General features: G+C 52.8%; 17 protein-coding genes. All 17 read left to right on the top strand.

From position 1 onward, the window contains the following. The first annotated feature begins 57 nt into the window (after window positions 1–57). The 17 genes from mrdA to LX24_RS01500 all read left to right on the top strand — a co-directional run bounded on the left by mrdA (window position 58) and on the right by LX24_RS01500 (window position 18,335). Window positions 58–2,901: a penicillin-binding protein 2 gene (gene mrdA, locus LX24_RS01580; protein ID WP_166510373.1), complete on the top strand. Its 2,844-nt coding sequence runs from the start codon at window positions 58–60 to the stop codon at window positions 2,899–2,901. Between the two features lie 180 nt (window positions 2,902–3,081). After that, entirely contained in the window at window positions 3,082–3,435 is a 354-nt protein-coding gene (minC, locus tag LX24_RS01575) for a septum site-determining protein MinC (protein WP_166510433.1), read from the top strand. Between the two features lie 45 nt (window positions 3,436–3,480). Further along, window positions 3,481–4,275, top strand: a complete 795-nt coding sequence (gene minD, locus LX24_RS01570) for a septum site-determining protein MinD (RefSeq protein WP_166510372.1) — start codon at window positions 3,481–3,483, stop codon at window positions 4,273–4,275. A gap of 18 nt (window positions 4,276–4,293) precedes the next feature. Then, a complete protein-coding gene (minE, locus tag LX24_RS01565; protein WP_166510371.1) occupies window positions 4,294–4,575 on the top strand; it encodes a cell division topological specificity factor MinE in 282 nt (93 codons plus the stop codon). A gap of 108 nt (window positions 4,576–4,683) precedes the next feature. Further along, window positions 4,684–5,877 carry a rod shape-determining protein RodA gene (gene rodA / locus LX24_RS01560; protein ID WP_166510370.1) on the top strand — a complete coding sequence of 398 codons (1,194 nt, stop codon included), beginning with the start codon at window positions 4,684–4,686 and terminating at the stop codon, window positions 5,875–5,877. A 188-nt stretch (window positions 5,878–6,065) separates the two neighbouring features. After that, a complete protein-coding gene (locus tag LX24_RS01555; RefSeq protein ID WP_166510369.1) occupies window positions 6,066–6,719 on the top strand; it encodes a carboxypeptidase-like regulatory domain-containing protein in 654 nt (217 codons plus the stop codon). A gap of 89 nt (window positions 6,720–6,808) precedes the next feature. Continuing rightward, a complete protein-coding gene (locus LX24_RS01550; RefSeq protein ID WP_166510368.1) occupies window positions 6,809–7,588 on the top strand; it encodes a murein hydrolase activator EnvC family protein in 780 nt (259 codons plus the stop codon). 14 nt (window positions 7,589–7,602) lie between these two features. After that, complete coding sequence (locus LX24_RS01545; protein ID WP_166510367.1) at window positions 7,603–8,478, top strand: M50 family metallopeptidase; 876 nt, start codon at window positions 7,603–7,605, stop codon at window positions 8,476–8,478. 239 nt (window positions 8,479–8,717) lie between these two features. Continuing rightward, a complete protein-coding gene (locus LX24_RS01540; protein ID WP_166510366.1) occupies window positions 8,718–10,598 on the top strand; it encodes a TIGR03960 family B12-binding radical SAM protein in 1,881 nt (626 codons plus the stop codon). After that, window positions 10,570–11,226, top strand: a complete 657-nt coding sequence (locus LX24_RS01535) for a TIGR03936 family radical SAM-associated protein (RefSeq protein WP_166510365.1) — start codon at window positions 10,570–10,572, stop codon at window positions 11,224–11,226. Before LX24_RS01540 ends, LX24_RS01535 begins: the two co-directional genes overlap by 29 nt. Before the next feature lie 36 nt (window positions 11,227–11,262). After that, window positions 11,263–12,957, top strand: a complete 1,695-nt coding sequence (locus LX24_RS01530; protein ID WP_166510364.1) for an Rne/Rng family ribonuclease — start codon at window positions 11,263–11,265, stop codon at window positions 12,955–12,957. Between the two features lie 154 nt (window positions 12,958–13,111). Next, complete coding sequence (rplU, locus tag LX24_RS01525) at window positions 13,112–13,423, top strand: 50S ribosomal protein L21 (protein ID WP_166510363.1); 312 nt, start codon at window positions 13,112–13,114, stop codon at window positions 13,421–13,423. A gap of 17 nt (window positions 13,424–13,440) precedes the next feature. Further along, window positions 13,441–13,713: a 50S ribosomal protein L27 gene (rpmA, locus tag LX24_RS01520; protein ID WP_166510362.1), complete on the top strand. Its 273-nt coding sequence runs from the start codon at window positions 13,441–13,443 to the stop codon at window positions 13,711–13,713. Window positions 13,714–13,986: 273 nt separating this feature from the next. Next, a complete protein-coding gene (locus LX24_RS01515) occupies window positions 13,987–14,499 on the top strand; it encodes a sensor histidine kinase (protein WP_166510361.1) in 513 nt (170 codons plus the stop codon). A gap of 138 nt (window positions 14,500–14,637) precedes the next feature. Next, window positions 14,638–15,912, top strand: coding sequence for a GTPase ObgE (gene obgE / locus LX24_RS01510; RefSeq protein ID WP_166510360.1), 1,275 nt, complete (start codon window positions 14,638–14,640; stop codon window positions 15,910–15,912). A 14-nt stretch (window positions 15,913–15,926) separates the two neighbouring features. Next, window positions 15,927–17,042, top strand: coding sequence for a glutamate 5-kinase (proB, locus tag LX24_RS01505; RefSeq protein ID WP_166510359.1), 1,116 nt, complete (start codon window positions 15,927–15,929; stop codon window positions 17,040–17,042). A gap of 42 nt (window positions 17,043–17,084) precedes the next feature. Beyond that, the gene (locus LX24_RS01500) at window positions 17,085–18,335 is read left to right on the top strand and encodes a glutamate-5-semialdehyde dehydrogenase (protein WP_166510358.1); all 1,251 of its coding nucleotides are present in this window, start codon (window positions 17,085–17,087) and stop codon (window positions 18,333–18,335) included. The last annotated feature ends 90 nt before the right edge of the window (window positions 18,336–18,425 follow it).

Below are 18,425 nucleotides of genomic sequence, written 5' to 3'. Positions count from 1 at the left end.
GTATCATTATACAGGAATTGTCTCTAATATTATGATGGACGTGAAAGGTTGGCACTTATGAAAAGAAAAAAACTAATTGAGTATAAAATGAAATATTTAATGGGTGCCACTTTTTTGATACTGCTGGTGCTGCTGGCTAGAGTATCATACATGCAGTTGGTCCAGACCGAGCAGTATCGCACTCTGGCGCGCAATAATTATATTCGTATAGCGCCGGTATTTGCTCCCCGGGGTGAAATATTCGATCGCAATGGTGAAAAGATCGTTACCAACCGGCCCATTTACACTGTGTCCATAAATGATTTGAGCCTGGAGGGCACCACCCATCACCTTTATCTGGACCGCATCGGGCCGGATACGGTACAAATGGCCGAAACACTGGCCTGGATACTGGCCGGAGATGAGGAGTCGGTGCAGTATTTCCAGCAGATCAGCGGTATGACGCCGGAGCAGTTTGAAAAGGAAGTCAGCCGGGACGATGATGAAGACTCTTACCGGGCCAAAAAAGAAGCCATTGAGGAAATCATCAAGGAGCGGGTCAGCAGTAATAAAGTCCAACTGGAAAAGGGTGAGCCCCTGGAGATCGCCGTAGTTTATAATCCCTCCACAGTGGCTACCCTGCAGAAGCGGAACCTGGCATCCTTTGGGGTCAGGCTGGAAAAGAAAACCGATGTTTTAAGTGAACTGGTGACCATGCTGCACCGGGAAGGTGTATTTGAGGATAAAACCGTATATCAAGTGGAATCGGATGTGCGGGCAACCATAAGGGAGAAAAAATATTACAGGCCTTATGAGCCGGTGTTGGTGGCCGAAAATATTCCCCCCCAAACAGTGGTGACCCTGCGGGAAAGACAAATAGAAATGCCCGGCGTGGTGGTGGATATTCAGCCCGTACGGGATTACCCGTACCAGAGCTTGCTGGCTCATGCGCTGGGTTATGTGCAAAATATCAAGCGGGAGCAGTATGAGGAGCATAAAGACGAAGGCTACTTTATGAACGATCTTTACGGGCAAAACGGCCTGGAGCTGGTATACGAGTCATACCTGCGGGGCGAACACGGTGCCCGGCAGATGGAAGTGGATGCCAACAGCCGGCCGGTGCGGGATTTGGGGCTAAAAGAGCCCGTACCGGGGAACGATTTGGTGCTGACCATTGACCTGAATTTACAAATGGCCGCGGAAAAAGCGCTGGCGGACGGGGTTAAGCGGGCCCAGGACGCGGGCTACAGCCGGTCCAAGGCCGGTGCGGCGGTGGTTATGGATGTGCGCACAGGGGCCGTCCGGGCCATGGCCAGTTATCCTTCATACAATCCCGGAATATTCACCGGCGGGTTGACCAGCACCCAGTGGCAGCAGCTGCAGGATTCCGGTGCGCTGCTCAATCGCACCATATCCGCCATATACCCGCCCGGATCAACCTTTAAGATGGTTACCGCGGCGGCCATACTGGAGCATGAAATTGTGGATCCCGATCATAAAATGCACGACCCCGGTTATTACCGGCTGGGCCAGGGTATTTTCCGGGACTGGAAACCCGGCGGCCATGGTATGGTTGATATACGCAAAGCCCTGGAGGTGTCCTGTGACACTTACTTTTATAATTACGGGCGTATGGCCGGGGTGGACGCCATATCAAATATGGCCAAAGAATTCGGGCTGGGCGAAAAAACGGGCATTAATTTGCCGGGGGAACTGAGCGGTGTGGTGCCCACTCCCCAGTGGAAATATGAACTGGTCAAAAATATGTTGATTATGTATAACAATGATTTTGCCCGGGTACGTGAACTTAACCAGCAAATTGAGCACGAAAAAAATGCAACCCGCAAAGAACAATTGCAAAAGGCCAGGGATGAGGAACTGGAAAAACAACTGGCCAAACATGAATGGGATCTAAACTGGCAGCAATATGAAACCGTCAACATGTCCATCGGGCAGGGGGATAATACCTATACCATCATGCAGCTAGCCGCTTACGTGGCGGCCATAGCCAACAACGGGACACTGTACAAGCCCTACCTGGTGGAAAAAATCGTTAACCCGGATGGCCGGGTGATTAAACAGTTCCAGCCCGAGGTAAAACGCCGGGTAAATGTATCCCCGAAAACTTTACAAATTCTCCGGGAAGGTATGCATATGGTGGCCCTGCCTCCCAACGGTACTGCCTCGGCAATGTTCGGGCTTGATGTGGCGGCTAAAACAGGTACCGCGGAGGTGCTGGATGCAAATGGCAAAAAAATAGGCAACCATGCCCTGTTTGTAGCCTTTGCTCCCTATGAAAATCCCGAAGTGGCCGTGGCTGTGATACTGGAATACGGCCATGCCGGCGGTACTTACGCCGGTCCCATCGCCCGCGGGATACTGGATGCTTATTTAACCGGTCCCGCAGCCGGTGCAACTGAAGAAACCCGGGGGCAGGGACAGGAGCGTGAACAAGCGCCGGATTATACCCCCGGCAGCATGGACATTCTCGGCTATCAGCCGGCCGGCATCGGAGATTTGCCCGAGGGTTGGGATGCCCTGCCCGCATTGAACTGGCCGGGCTGGGAGCAACCATCCGGTGGCGGCGCTGCGGTGCAAGGGGAAATGCAGGAAAACGAGGGAAATGACCGGGTGCAACAGACCACGACGACGACGGCACCGGCCCGGCAAGAGCCCACCGCGCCAACCCAACCGGTGCAAACCACTTCTCCCCCGGCGACTCCCGCATCACCTCCGGCGGGTAACAACACTCCTGAGCAACCGCCGGAGGAGACCGAACCGCCGCCGGTGGAGCCGCCACCGGCCCAGACCCAACCGCCGGAGGGAGAAGCTCAACCGCCGCCGGTGGAGACGCCGCCTGCGGAAGGTCCCGGGGAACAGTCCCAGGCTTCACCCGGTACGACCACGCAAGATCCGCCTTAACATCCGTGTAATGTTAATTTTATTGTTTTTTGTTTTTTTAGCAGGATTTGGTTACGTGACGTAGAAATATAAACTAGCGTTAAAACTGGTTTTGCGGGGAGGAATAAGGGCGTGGCTCCGGATTGGACTGGCGGGAATCTGGTGCAATTCCCCGGTAAGGAAGGGGTAGATCCCGAGGAGATGGATGATAATACAGTTCTGGTCCAACGCACCTTGCGTTCCGGACAATCGATATATTATGACGGCAATGTGGTAATAGTCGGCGATATTAATCCAGGTGGGGAAGTGGTGGCCACCGGCAATGTGGTGGTCATGGGCTATCTACGCGGAGTGGTGCACGCAGGTGCCGGCGGCAATGAAAACGCTGCTGTTTACGCCTTCCGCATGAGGCCTACCCAATTACGGATAGCGGGTCACATTACCCGCGCCCCGGACGGGGATGAGGTAGAGCCCATCGTTCCCGAGGTGGCAAGGATTAAAGACGGCATTGTGGTGATAGAGGCCTTTCCATCCGGCCCGGAACGCCATACATAGAGTCAACTTACTGTTAATCAGCACACAAGGGAGGAAGTAATCTTTATGGGAGAAGTAATAGTCATTACTTCAGGCAAGGGAGGGGTGGGTAAAACTACCACCAGCGCTAATCTGGGTGCCGGCCTGGCCTCTTTGGGCAACAAAGTGTGTTTAATTGACGCTGACATCGGCCTGCGTAATCTGGATGTGGTTATGGGTTTGGAGAACCGCATTGTATATGATTTAGTAGATGTTACCAGTGGAAACTGCCCTTTTCGCAAGGCGCTGATAAAGGATAAACGTTTTGAAAACCTGTTTTTGTTACCGGCTGCGCAGACCAAGGATAAAACAGCGGTAAATCCCGACCAGATGCGGGGGCTCACCGGAGAAATCAAGAATGATTTCGACTATGTTATTGTGGACTGTCCCGCTGGTATTGAGCAAGGTTTTCGCAACGCCATTGCCGGTGCCAACCAGGCCATCGTTGTTACCACCCCCGAAGTTTCGGCTGTGAGGGATGCTGATCGTATTATCGGTCTTTTGGAAAAGGAAGAGTTGCGGGACCCCAAACTGTTGGTCAACCGGATGCGCTACCATATGGTAAAACACGGGGACATGATGAGTATTGAGGATATCATTGATGTGCTGGCCGTGGATTTGCTCGGTGTTGTGCCTGAGGACGAGCAAGTGGTGATAAGTACTAACCGGGGCGAGATGGTGGTCATGAACGATTCATCCAAGTCTGGCCAGGCTTATCGTAATATTGTACGCCGGATAAAGGGTGAGGATGTCCCGATGATGAACCTGGATGACGAAGGTGGATTGATGAGCAAGTTGAAACGGATCATCGGCCTTAAGTAGTGGGAAGGGGGGGAAGGAATGCTGGAGTTTATAAACCGAATCTTTGGGCGTGATACCCATTCCAGCAGAACCGTAGCCAAAGAGAGACTGCGCCTGGTACTGGTACATGACCGTGCCGGCGTTTCACCGGAACTATTACAGGCATTAAAATCCGATTTAATCAGAGTGATTTCCAACTACATGGAGATTGATGAGCATGCTTTGGAAGTTTCACTGGATAGCAATGAAAATCAGGTGGCGCTGGTAGCCAATATACCGGTGAAGAAAATGAAGAGAACGGTGCAAACTGGGACTGCTTGATATTTTAATTTTATTTTTGCCCGGTAGCTTTATTTACCGGCTTTTTTTGTGCCATCCCCTGTTATATAATTAAAACCGTAGTGTTTTTGCAAGGCGGTGATACCTGGGGTGGGTTACAAACGCTATTTTAAAAACCTGGACTATACCCTGGTTGGGGTAACCGGGGTTATATTATTATTCAGCCTGGTAATGATAGGCAGCGCCAGCACCGATTACGGCTGGTGGATGCGGTTGGGCCTGGATGTGGACAAGCTGCAGGAAGCCAATATTTTGCAGCGACTGTTGTGGATGAAAAAAGAGTATGTGCTCAAACAATTTATCTGGATACTACTGGGTATTGCAGCTGCTGCAGCCGTTATATATATACCATACGATGACTGGCGCCGGTATACCAGGCACCTTTATATCATCAATCTGCTGCTTCTCGGTTCAGTGCTGGCAATAGGGCATACCGCCATGGGAGCACAACGCTGGATTGATATCGGTCCCTTTGCCTTTCAACCATCGGAGTTTGCCAAAATTATTATCATTATCACCCTGGCTGATTTTTTAGCGAAAAGGGAGGGACAGTTCCGTACAATTAAGTCACTGCTGCCATGCTTTATTTTTGTGGGCGTTCCGCTGTTGTTTATTTTAATGCAGCCTGATTTGGGCACTTCACTGGTTTTCATCGCCATATTATTTGGCATGTTATTTATAGCCAGTTCCAAGCCTCTTTCGGTTACCGGTATATTCGCCGGGGGACTGGCTGCGGTGGTGGGGCTGATTTGGTCACATTTACGGTTCGGCACCTGGATTCCCCTGCATGATTACCAGCTTAAACGGCTGATAATTTTTATGGATCCCTGGTCGGATATACAAGGGGCCGGGTATCATGTCATTCAATCGCAAATTGCCATTGGCTCTAGTGGTTTTTGGGGTAAAGGATTAATGCTGGGCACCCAGAGCTTTTTGGAATTTCTGCCCATCAGGCATACCGACTTTATTTTCTCGGTGCTGGCTGAAGAAACCGGTTTTTTGGGTGTCGCAGTGCTGTTATTGCTATTTGGCATCTTCCTGTACCGGGGATTGCGCATTGCCAGTGAGTCCAAGGATATGTTCGGCACCTTGTTGGCGGTGGGCATTGTGAGTATGATAGCATTCCATATACTGGTGAATATTGGCATGGCCATTGCTATTATGCCTGTTACCGGACTGCCCCTGCCACTGTTCAGTTACGGGGGGAGCAGCATGATAACCAATATGATTGCCGTCGGCATATTGCTAAATATTTACATGCGCCGGCAAAAGAGTATTTTTTAGCCCAAAAAGCAGTGTTTTGCTTTGGCAGGCGTCCCTTTAAAAAATTTGAGCAGGCTGTCTTGCATTGCAGGGGGCCTGTTTTTTTTTGGCTATACAGACCTGAATGTATCTTAAAATGTTTTTGAACAAATTATAAACTAGATGTAAAGATGATTTTGATGTAAAGATGATTTTTTCGGAGGATGGAAATGGGAAAACTAAACAGTGTGCGCCAGGTGGTCAAAAAGGATTTTAACTGGTATGGCTCGGTGGGTACAAAAATAGGTGTGGACAGCGTGGAGGTGCTGGCCCGGGTGGAGAACATCCGCACCCAGCTCCTGGATAATTCGGTGCTGCGGGTGGATGTGGCGATACGTATATTTGCCATAGTACCCGAAAAAGAGGGCGGTATCCAGAACAGTGCCATTTCTAAAAAAAGCGTGACCAAGGACATCGATACCAGCTATTTTATTCAGCTGCGGCGCGTTGAACAATTCAATGATATAGTTTCCATTCACCATGATATAAAAGTGGATAGGGTTAGTGTGCGCATGGGAAGGGTTTCGGTGGTGGGAACCCTCAGTTTAGAAGTAACATACCTGGGCTATGTGATTTTAGAAGGGATGGTAACTGAATTTTCCCGCAATGCCGCCGTTGGTGGTGCCCTGGTCAGCATCAGAGAGTTTAACGGGCGAGAGGTGCTTTTTTCCACTACCACCGAACGGGACGGGAGTTACCTCTTTAATGAAATAACCCCGGGCACCTATTTGGTTACCGTTGAGGCCGAGGGTTATGAAACGGCGGAACAGGTGGCCGTGGTTATGCTGCACGACCGGGTTAATTTTATTCTGCACCGGCTATAAGCTTGTCATATTTGTCCACCCCCTCAAATATATATATGATAAACCAGCTGTTATTGATTTGGCAGCGATAGGTCGGGGGGGTAAAGACTTTGAGATGGAATAAATTATCTCGCCCGGGCGGGCGTAAAAAAAACGGGTATGATGAATGGGCCGAATATTACCAGTCCGTAAAGGGCAGGCGCCCGCCGGCACCTTCTTACAAGCGCCCCAAAAGGCCCGGCGGCTTGTTTAGAATCAGCGCCGTACTGGTCATACTGGCCATGCTGATGGTGGTGCGTTATTACCCGCATCCCGTTGGTGAGCAGGTGCGGGACAATTTAAGGTACTTGCTGACGGCCCAGTGGGACTTTCGGCCGGTACTGGATAAATCAATTCAACTGGCTGCGCAGCTGGTTAACTGGGACAACCCGGTAATTCACGGCCCGGGCACGGGAATTGATGCCAGCCCCGTAACAGGTGACGGGTTGGTCCAGGAGGAGTTGTCCTTGCCGGTTTCCGGTACAGTGGTGGGGCAGTTCGGGTGGACTGAGTCTCCGGTGGATAATATGGAAAGGTACCACGCCGGCATAGATATCAGCGCGTCACCGGGAGCACCCGTATACGCCGCGTTAGCCGGTAAGGTGGAAAGAATTGCCGAAGATAAGGAATTGGGACAATATATATTGATCAATCATGGTGCCGGGACTTACACATTATATGGTTGTGTGGCGGATGTAACTGTGGAAGAAGGCCAGCAGGTGCAGGCAGGTCAGGCCATTGCCTCGGTTGGTGAGAACGGTGATGTGCCCGGTGGAGGGCTGCATTTTGAACTGCGGGAAAACGGCAAGCTGGTAGACCCGCTGGCCCGCATGGATATAAACGGGGAATAACAGGGGGTGCCGGTATGCGACTGGGGCGTGTATTTGGTGTTGATATTTACCTGAACCCCTTTTTCCTGGCTTTGCTGGCTTTGTTTTTTGTGGCCGGGGTATTGGACCGGGGTTTGGTGGCCTTTGGGGTGGTCCTGGTGCATGAAATGGCCCATGCCCTGGTGGCCCGCCACCTGGGTATCACCGCCAATGAAGTTGAACTGCTACCCTTCGGCGGGGTGGCCCGGGCCGGCACCGAATTACAGGTGGACCCGTTGCGGGAAACCTATACCGCATTGGCCGGCCCCGCCAGCAACCTGGCCATGATTACCCTGGCTGTGGCACTAAAAAATTACGGGCTCTGGCATAGTGACCTGGGTCCATTTTTTTTGCAGTGCAACCTGCTGATGGCAGCCTTCAACCTTTTGCCCGCCCTGCCCCTTGACGGCGGGCGCATTTTACGCTCCTACCTAGCCTCCCGTATTGGCATCACCCCGGCCACTTACCGGACAGCTTTGCTGGGGCAAGCATTTGCCGTGCTAATCGTGCTGGTAAGTGTGCCGGGGATATGGTGGGGTGCCTGCGGGCTGGATATTCCGGTAACAGCCTTTTTCCTTTTTTACGCCGCCACCCGGGAGCGCAGTGCCGCGCCCTACTTATTTGTGCAGCTTTTAATGCGCAAGCAGCAGGAACTGCGCCGGGAAGGTGTACTGCCTGTTAAACAACTGGTAGCCATGGAGAACATCCCCCTGGGACAGCTGATCCAACCCTTTTTACCCCGCCGGTTTCACCTGGTGACGGTGCTGGACCGGCGCTGGCATTATATGGGCACAATTAACGAGCTCACTATTATCGATGCGCTGTTGAACAGGGGAGCCGATGTACCTGTTGGCGAGCTGGTTAAAAAATAATATCACACCAAAGGTTAATTTTTGACAAACTTTTAAAATGTAATAATAGTTAAATGGGTAAAATAAAAATATCGATTTGCTTTGCATAAAATCGACAGGTAATGAAAATTTTTTACCGGCTTATTGACAATTACAATCGGGCTGTATTTTATGGTATATTTTAAATAGCCGTTGCTGGATATATTGGCAAGTTATGTAGTTTAGTGATGTGACAAATAATTTGGAGGATTGCCGTAGAAATGGAGAAACAGCTGGATAAGATACTGCGACGGGTACAAAAGCCCGGTCGCTACTCGGGCGGCGAATGGAATGCGGTGCGCAAGGATTGGCAAAGCACAGACGTTAAAATGGCTTTCGCCTTCCCCGATGTGTATGAAGTGGGCATGAGCCACCTGGGACTGCAGATTTTATACGGGATGGTCAATGACCGCGAGGATGCCTTGCTGGAAAGGGTATTCGCACCCTGGCCTGATATGGAGGAACAACTGCGCAATACGGGCTTGCCGCTTACCAGTCTGGAATCCCGCAGACCATTGCGGGATTTTGATATTATTGGTTTTACCCTGCAGTACGAGTTAAGTTTTACCAACATACTGAATATGCTGGATTTGGCCGGTATTCCCCTGCGGTCGGCGGACCGGGCCGGGGGGGATTATCCCCTGGTGGTGGCCGGCGGACCCTGTGCCTTTAATCCCGAGCCCATAGCGGATTTCATCGATGTATTCGTTATCGGTGAGGGTGAGGAGGCTGTAAATGAATTATTGGACGCCTATCTGTCCGCACGGCGCAGCGGCGAGGGGCGGCGGGATTTATTGCTGCGGCTGGCCGGATGCGACGGATTTTATGTGCCGTCATTATACCGGGTGGAGTATAATGAGCAGGGAACTGTACACATGGTCACTCCGGTGGGGAAAAACGTGCCCGCACTGGTGCGAAAAAGGGTGGTGGCGGACATGGATGCCGCTTATTTTCCCACCCGTATGGTGGTGCCCGCCATAGAATCGGTGCACGACCGGGCCATGCTGGAGGTGCAGCGGGGCTGCACCCGGGGCTGCCGCTTTTGCCAGGCCGGAGTTATTTACCGCCCGGTACGGGAAAAGGAACCCCAAACGCTGCTGCGCCATGCCGGTGAGCTACTCTGTTCCACCGGGTGGGGGGAAATATCGCTAACCTCCCTGAGCACATCGGATTATTCCCGGGTGGCACCACTGGTCAGTGAACTTATTAAGCAACACGGCCCTGCAGGCGTCAATGTTTCGCTACCCTCGCTGCGGGTGGACGCTTTTTCGGTGGGTCTGGCCAGGGAAGTGCAAAAGGTGCGCCGGTCCAGCCTGACCTTTGCTCCCGAGGCCGGTACCCAGCGCCTGAGGGATGTAATTAATAAGGGGGTAACCGAGGATAACCTGATGGAGGCCGTCGAGGCGGCCTTTACTGCGGGCTGGCATTCAATTAAACTTTATTTTATGATCGGCCTGCCCACGGAAACAGATGAAGATTTACATGGGATAGCGAATCTGGCCCGGCGGGTACTGAACAAAGGGCATGCCCTGGTGCGGGCCAAAGGGAGGCTTAAAGTGACCGTCAGTGTTTCTTCATTTGTACCCAAATCCCATACCGCCTTCCAGTGGGAACCTCAAAACACCATGGCGGAGCTGAAACGCAAGCAGGCCTTGCTGCGGGATTTATTGCGCGGCCGGGGGCTTGTTTTTAAGTGGCATGATCCGCAAAGCAGCTTTTTGGAAGCTGTTCTGTCCCGGGGTGACCGGCGCCTGGCTCCCGCCATCGAGGCAGCCTGGCAAAATGGTGCCCGATTTGACGGCTGGTCGGAGTTTTTTGATTTGGGCAAGTGGCAAAGGGCCTTTGAAAGTACAGGTGTTGATCCCCGGTGGTACGCCTACCATCGCTATGAGTATAATGATACATTGCCCTGGGACCATATCAGTGCCGGGGTGAGCAAAAAATATCTGGTACGGGAACACCGCCGGTCCATGGAGGGGGCAATTACCCCCGACTGCCGCAACGGGCGGTGCCCGGGGTGTGGCTTGTGTACCACCCTGGCAACGAAACCGTACCTGGCGGGGGGTGAAACCGTTGCCCCGTTACCGGATACAGTACAGTAAAAGGGGAAGCTCCTGCTATATTTCCCATCTTGACCTGGTGCGCACACTGGAGCGTGCCTTTCGCCGGGCCGGTTTGCCCATTGCCTTTTCGGAAGGGTTTAATCCCCATCCCCGGTTCAGTTTTGCCGCTCCGTTGCCCGTGGGTGTGGAGGGATTGGCCGAGGTTTTGGAGGTGGAACTACAGGAGCCGGTGGAACACAAGGACCTGGCCCAGCGCTTAAATGGTACGCTGCCGCCGGGGTTGGCGGTGCTGGAAGTAACCAGTGTGCCCGATAACGCCCCGGCCCCCATGGCGACGCTAACCGGGGCAGGTTATGTAGTGCACATTGATGCCGATGATTTACCCGGGCCGCTGCCTGAAGGGGCTGTGCAGGATTTCTTGGACCAGGAACGGATAGAAGTGACCCGTAAAAGCAAAGATGGCAAGGAAAAGATACGGGATATACGACCAGGTATTTTAAAAATGGAAGTGCTTTCTCAGGTCAGCGGTTTAACGGTCCAGCTTGAATTAAAAACCGGCAGTACCATGAATGTACGGCCCGAAGAAGTCATGGAGGCCTTTTTCCGGTTCACCGGTATGACGCTGGATAAAGCGGATCTGGAAATTGTCAGGACGAGACTTTTTTAACGGGCCAACGGAAAAAAGAGATGGTGGAGAAAAAGAATGTTTAAAGAGATAATTATTAATGTGGGTGAAGAGGAAACCAGGGTGGCCGTACTGGAAAACAAAGTTTTGGTGGAGATGTACATTGAGCGTTCCCCCAACCAGCGGTTGGTGGGTAACATATTCAAAGGCCGGGTGGAAAACGTGTTACCCGGTATGCAGGCCTCCTTTGTGGATATAGGCCTGGAGAAAAATGCTTTTTTATATGTGGAAGATGCTATCCCCGCTCGTACCCCGGACATGGGGCAGGGGCAGGGCAATTCAGCCATGGGCACAAACATATGTGATATTTTAAAGCAAGGCCAGGAAGTTATTGTGCAGATTGTCAAGGAGCCCATCGGTACCAAGGGGGCCCGGGTGACCACCCACATTACTTTACCCGGACGTTACCTGGTGCTAATGCCCACGGTGGATTATATCGGTATTTCCAGGCGCATTGAGGACGAGCAGGAAAGGGACCGCCTGCGGGAAATGGCTGCCCGGATCAAGCCCGTTGGTATGGGCGTTATTGTACGTACCGTGGCCGAAGGGGTTGATGAAGAAGAACTGCGCCAGGATGTAAACCTGTTAACCAACCTGTGGCGTAAAATTATCAACCGCTCCAACCACGGACCGGTACCCAATTTACTGCACCGGGATCTGGAACTGGTACAGCGCATCTTAAGGGATATATTTACCGAGGATGTAGACCGGCTGATTATCGATTCCCGTTATGAGTACGAAAAAATACTGGACTTACTGGATATCACCGGGCCGCGCCTGAAGGTCAAAGTTTTCCTGGACGAAAAAAACAATCTTTTTGAAGAAAACAATATCGATGTAGAAATTGAAAAGGCCATTAAAAACACGGTATGGCTTAAATGCGGCGGCTACATTGTTATCGACCAGGCCGAGGCGCTCACCGCTGTGGATGTAAACACGGGCAAATACGTGGGCAGCACCAATCTCGAAGACACGGTGCTGAAAACCAACCTGGACGCTGCGGTGGAAATCGCCCGCCAGTTACGCCTGCGCAATATCGGCGGCATTATTATTGTGGACTTTATCGATATGAACCAGGAGGAACACCGGCGACAGGTATTGGAAGTGCTTGAGGAAGAGATTCGCAAGGATAAAACCAAGACCAACATACTGGGAATTACGCAGCTGGGCCTGGTGGAGATGACCAGGAAAAAGGTACGGCCCAGTTTGGCGGAAGTACTGCAAAAGGCCTGTCCCTATTGCGAGGGGCGGGGCAAGGTGTTAACCGAGGAAACAGTGGGTATCAACATCAAACAGCAAATTTACCAGATGGCCAAACAAACCGGGGCGGACACTATTTTAGTCGAGGCCAACCCCCTGGTGGCGGCCCGGCTCATCGGCAGCGGAGGGGCCAACCTGAGGGAATTGGAAGCCCGCACCGGCAAAACCCTGTATATCAGGGGCTCCGCCGAGCAGCATATCGAATCGGTCACCATGCGCCCCATTTATGACCAGGCGGATATGCAGGGTCATGATTTGCCGGTTGAACCGGGCCAGGTGCTGGAGGTGCTGGTGGAAGAGCCCCATGTGAGTAACAATAACGACGGTATTGCCCGGATTAACGGCTTTATACTGGATATCGAGGGAGGCGGGGCGATGGTGGGCAAAACGGTGCCCGTTGAGGTGAACAAAGTTTTTCGTACTTACGCCCGGGCCAGGTTGCTTAAAGGGTAAATCCCCGGTTTAACGCAAATGAGCTTGACAAAGAATGTCGTTATGATAAAATACTTTAATGTAGGCTATTAACGAATACCGCACGGAAAGGGTCTTTAAAAAGGTGCCAAACCTTACCCGGTTCCGGCGAGTCCTGAAATTGAGGGGGAAAAGAATGTACGCTATTATTGAAACCGGCGGTAAGCAATACCGCGTCAGTGAAGGGGATACCCTGTATATTGAAAAATTACCTGCCGAAGTGGGAGAGACCTACGAAGTGAACAAAGTGCTGGCTGTGGAAAAAGACGGGCAGCTGCAGGTGGGTACTCCTGTATTGGATGGGGCTAAAGTACTGCTCAAAGTGGAAAAACATGGTAAGGACAGGAAGATTATTGTTTTCAAATACAAACCCAAAAAAAATTACCGGCGTAAAAAAGGCCACCGCCAGCCCTTTACCAAGGTTGTGGTGGAAAAAATACAAGCCTAGCACGGAGGTGAATTAAATTGGCACATAAGAAAGGTGTAGGTAGTTCTCGTAACGGTCGCGATTCCAATCCTAAGATGCTTGGCGTTAAACGGGGCGATGGTCAATTCGTTACCGCAGGCAGCATTCTGGTTCGCCAGCGGGGCACCCGTATACATCCCGGTCAAAACGTGGGGCGCGGGGGAGACGATACATTGTTTGCCAAGGTGGACGGTATTGTATCCTTCCAAACCAGGGGTAAGAATAAAAAGGTGGTCAATATTAAGGAAGTTGCAGCAGAAGCAGCCATCTAGTTCAAACAAGTTGCAGTATAACCCATAAAAACAGTCCTTAAAGGGGCTGTTTTTTTAATTGCGCCCATGGTTTTATCATTGGGGGAAAGGTACCCGGCCGGTCCGGTAAAGTAATACCGGTGGCGTTTTTTTATACACTGCCCCCGGCGAGCAGGAAATTATTCACAAACGTCGAATATTACCATAATTTAACGCAATATTGATTTTTTGTGGTATAATGCTTGGTATGTGCCGCAAGCCGGTGCTGGACCGGGTAAGAGGGGAGAGATTTACTTGGAAACCGCCAAAATGCTGGAGCTGCTTTCGGTGCAGAGGCATGATTTTCTAAATCACCTGCAGGTCATTTCGGGCTTGATCCAATTAAAGAAGGAAGCCGCGGCCCGGGAATACATAAAAAGGGTTACCGGTGATATTATCAGCTTGAGCAAAGTTGTACATTTAAACATCCCCGAGGTGGCCGCGGTTTTGCTGTATGCCAATAACCGGGCGGCCAATCACCGGATTGAAATTAATTTTGATATACAAATCAACCCCGGTGAAAGCACGGTGCCCGGTGAGCTTTTGGCGGCCCTGCTGGGTGAAGTTTTAAACGATATTATAGATTACCTGTCCCCGCCGGAGGTTTTAAGCCGTAAGGTATCCGTCAGCATAACCGGTACCCCCGGCGACTGCACATGGCAAATCAGCTTTGGTGCTGTCCCCGACCTACCCCCCACCCGGATAATGGACAGCGCCCGCCGTGCTGAAGAACAAGGGGTTAGGCTTAAAGTTCATATAACCGGCTGAGGTATTGGTATATACTGATTTGGTAATGGACCGCGGTTGTACCGTTTTTGAAGGCGGGCATTAATGTACATAATAAGAAAGAGGCATTGATATAAAAACCAAACGTGTCTGAAAACTAAAAGCACAGGTGAAACAAATATGTTCTACGACAGGGCTAAAATCTATGTCAAGGGAGGCGACGGCGGTGATGGCTGTGTAGCCTTCCGGCGTGAAAAATATGTGCCCGAAGGCGGCCCGTGGGGCGGTGACGGCGGCCGGGGCGGCAACGTCATCTTTCGTGGCGACGGGGGGCTGCGCACCCTGGTGGATTTTCGCTACCAGCGCCATTACAAGGCCCAACGGGGCCAGCACGGGCGGGGTAAAGGCATGCACGGCCGCCAGGGCGGGGATCTGGTGATCCGGGTACCCCTGGGTACTGTAATCCGGGAAGAAGATACTAACCGGGTACTGGGTGATATCACCGTGGACGGCCAGGAGGTGGTGGTGGCCCGGGGCGGGCGCGGCGGCCGGGGCAATGCCCGGTTTGCCACCCCGCAAAATAAAGCACCCACCATGGCCGAAAAGGGCGAGCCCGGCGAGGAGCGCCAGCTGGTGCTGGAATTGAAACTGCTGGCTGATGTGGGATTGCTGGGCTTTCCCAACGCCGGCAAATCCACCCTGATCGCCCGGGTTTCAGCGGCCCGGCCCAAAATAGCGGATTATCCATTCACCACCCTGACCCCCAATTTAGGGGTGGTCAGCCTGGGTGAGGGGGAAAGTTTTGTCATGGCCGACATACCGGGCCTCATCGAGGGCGCCCATGATGGGGCCGGGCTGGGGCATCATTTTTTGCGCCATGTGGAGCGCACCAAACTGCTGGTGCACGTGCTGGACGGAGCGGGCACCGGGGGCCGCGACCCGCTGGACGATTTCCGTGTCATTAACCGGGAACTGGCTCTGTATGATCAGACCCTGGCGGCCCGGCCCCAGGTGGTGGCGGTGAATAAAATGGATCTGCCGGGCAGTGAAGAAAACCTGGAGCGCATAAAAAACGCCCTGGCTGGTGAGTATGAAATATTTGCCATTTCAGCGGTTACCGGAGCGGGCACCGCTGAATTAATTCGCCGGGTGTACGAACTGCTCAAGGAATTACCTGTTCCGGATTTGCCCGGAATACAGACAGCGGAAGCGGCGGAAACAGTACACCGGTCCGAGCCGCGGTTCAGCATCCGCAGGGAGGGTGATGAACTGGTGGTTACGGGCCGGGAAATAGAAAAACACGTGGCCATGACGGATCTGGACAACGAAGCGGCGGTGAACCGGCTGCAGCGCATTATGCAGGTGATGGGCCTAGAACAGGCGCTGCGGGATTACGGCGCTAAAAACGGTGATATTGTGCGGATTAAGGATTTAACATTTGAATTTGTTGAATAAAGCGGAGTGGGTGCATGGAAAAGAGAAATTACAGTCGCATGCAGCGGATAGTGGTCAAGGTTGGCTCCAGCTCCCTCACTTATAACACGGGCAAACTGAACATCTGCCAGATTGAGGCGCTGGTGCGCCAGCTGGCCGACTTGCACAACCGGGGCCTGGATGTGCTGCTGGTTACTTCCGGGGCGGTGGGGGCCGGAATGGGCAAACTGGGTTTTAAAGAACGTCCCCGCACCATCCCTGAGAAGCAGGCGGCGGCTGCCGTGGGACAGGGTTTGCTGCTGCATATGTACGAAAAATTATTTGCCGAATACGGGCTGGTGGTGGGGCAAGTGCTGTTGACCCGGGAGGATTTTGCCGACCGCCGCCGGTTTTTGAACGCCCGCCACACGCTACAAACCATGCTGAACATGCATATTATACCGGTGATCAATGAAAACGACACCGTGGCGGTGGATGAAATCAAACTGGGTGATAACGACAACCTGGCAGCCATGGTGGCCGCCCTGGTGGACGCGGATCTTTTGATCCTTCTTTCGGATGTGGACGGGCTGTACGATGATAAACCAGGCACGCCCGGCGCCCGGGTCATCCGGGAAATCCACGAGATAAACGGTGAGATAGAAGCCCTGGCCGGAGGGGTGGGGTCGGCGGTGGGCACAGGGGGTATGGCCACCAAAATCCAGGCCGCCCGCATAGCCATGCACTCGGGCCTGGTGACGGTGATTGCCCGGGCCGCCGAGCCCGACGTGATCAGGCGGTTGGTGAGCGGTGAACCCCTGGGCACCGCCTTTTGGCCATCGGTAAAACTGGTGAATAAAAAAAGGTGGATCGCTTTTAGCGCCACTGTCTGCGGGCGCATTTACATAGATGAAGGGGCGGTCCGGGCCTTGCGGGAAAAGGGCAAAAGCCTGTTACCCTCGGGGGTGGTCAAAGTGGAAGGCGATTTCGAAATGGGCAATACGGTGAGTGTAATGGACCTGACCGGCAAGGAAATAGCCCGGGGAATAGTCAACTATGCCGCCCCCGAAATAGAACGTATCAAGGGCAAACAAACCAGTGAAATAGCCATGGTACTGGGCTATAAGGATTATGACGAGGTGATCCACCGGGACAACCTGGCGCTGGAGTAGGCATAAAGAACAAAGTATTAACCTTGCAAGGAGGCTTAGAATATGGAACAACAGGTCATTGCCAAGGCCCAAAAAGCCAAAGAGGCGGCCCGCCGGCTGGCCTACCTGCCCACGGATATCAAAAACAATGCTTTGCTGGCCATGGCGGACAGTTTAATCAAGAACACTGAGAAGATACTGGAGGCTAACGAAATTGACGTTCGCGCGGGCCGGGAAAAGGGGCTCTCCCGGGCGCTGATCGACCGGCTACTGTTGACCTCGGAACGGGTGGCGGATATGGCGGAAGGATTGCGCATGGTGGCCTCGCTGCCCGACCCGGTGGGGGAAGTGGAAAGCATGTGGACCCGTCCCAACGGGCTGCGGATAGGACGCACCCGGGTTCCCCTGGGCGTGGTGGGCATAATATATGAAGCCCGGCCCAATGTAACGGTGGATGCCGCCGGGTTATGCCTGAAAGCCGGTAATGCGGTGGTGCTCCGGGGCGGCTCCGAGGCCATCAATTCCAACACTGCCATTACCAATATCATAGCCGCCGCGGCTACCGGAGCCGGGCTGCCCGAGGGCGCCATCAACCTGATTGAAATTACCGACCGGGCAGCGGTTAACATCATGCTGAAATTAAACGATTATATCGATGTAATTATCCCCCGGGGCGGCGCCGGTTTAATTCAAACCGTGGTGCAAAACGCCACCGTACCCGTCATTGAAACCGGTGTGGGCAACTGTCACGTTTTCGTGGACCGCTATGCCGATTTGGAGGCCGCCCGGCGAATCGTTATTAATGCCAAATGCCAGCGCCCCGGGGTTTGTAACGCCATAGAATCATTGCTGATCCACCGGGCTGTGGCTGGTGAATTCCTGCCCGGAATCCTCGCTGCACTGAAAGAGTCCGGGGTGGAGGTGCGCGGCTGCCAGCGTACCAGGGATGCGGCCGATTGGGTAAAACCGGCCACCGAAGAAGACTATGCCGGCGAGTTCCTGGATTTGATTATTGCCGTAAAAGTGGTGGACAGCCTGGATGAGGCGCTGGATCATATTTATCATTACGGCACCAAACATTCCGAAGCCATTGTAACGGAGAATTACACCCGGGCCATGCGCTTTTTAAATGAAGTGGATGCCGCGGCAGTATATGTCAATGCCTCCACCCGTTTTACCGACGGCGGTCAATACGGTTTCGGGGCCGAGATCGGCATCAGCACCCAAAAGCTGCACGCCCGGGGACCCATGGGGTTAAAAGAGCTGACCACCAACAAATATATTGTATTCGGCCAGGGGCAAATCAGGGGGTAACGGGTAACCTTACCCCATTAGGCCCTGTATCGCAAAATCCACCCGGATTTAGTGCCGGTATGCCTGGGGCCGCACCCCCGGGGCGTTGTT

It is taken from the genome of Desulfallas thermosapovorans DSM 6562, assembly GCF_008124625.1.
Taxonomy (GTDB): Bacteria; Bacillota; Desulfotomaculia; order Desulfotomaculales; family Desulfallaceae; genus Sporotomaculum; species Sporotomaculum thermosapovorans.
Note: the sequence above shows the minus strand (reverse complement) of the source record. Positions and strands in the feature narration are given on the sequence as shown.

Bases quoted from the DNA above. Each gene is read 5' to 3' on its own strand.
- minD (WP_166510372.1), top strand. From the start codon at position 3,481: ATGGGAGAAGTAATAGTCATTACTTCAGGCAAGGGAGGGGTGGGTAAA.
- LX24_RS01555 (WP_166510369.1), top strand. From the start codon at position 6,066: ATGGGAAAACTAAACAGTGTGCGCCAGGTGGTCAAAAAGGATTTTAAC.
- mrdA (WP_166510373.1), top strand. From the start codon at position 58: ATGAAAAGAAAAAAACTAATTGAGTATAAAATGAAATATTTAATGGGT.
- proB (WP_166510359.1), top strand. From the start codon at position 15,927: ATGGAAAAGAGAAATTACAGTCGCATGCAGCGGATAGTGGTCAAGGTT.
- obgE (WP_166510360.1), top strand. From the start codon at position 14,638: ATGTTCTACGACAGGGCTAAAATCTATGTCAAGGGAGGCGACGGCGGT.
- minC (WP_166510433.1), top strand. From the start codon at position 3,082: ATGGATGATAATACAGTTCTGGTCCAACGCACCTTGCGTTCCGGACAA.
- minE (WP_166510371.1), top strand. From the start codon at position 4,294: ATGCTGGAGTTTATAAACCGAATCTTTGGGCGTGATACCCATTCCAGC.
- rplU (WP_166510363.1), top strand. From the start codon at position 13,112: ATGTACGCTATTATTGAAACCGGCGGTAAGCAATACCGCGTCAGTGAA.
- LX24_RS01500 (WP_166510358.1), top strand. From the start codon at position 17,085: ATGGAACAACAGGTCATTGCCAAGGCCCAAAAAGCCAAAGAGGCGGCC.
- LX24_RS01545 (WP_166510367.1), top strand. From the start codon at position 7,603: ATGCGACTGGGGCGTGTATTTGGTGTTGATATTTACCTGAACCCCTTT.
- LX24_RS01540 (WP_166510366.1), top strand. From the start codon at position 8,718: ATGGAGAAACAGCTGGATAAGATACTGCGACGGGTACAAAAGCCCGGT.
- LX24_RS01530 (WP_166510364.1), top strand. From the start codon at position 11,263: ATGTTTAAAGAGATAATTATTAATGTGGGTGAAGAGGAAACCAGGGTG.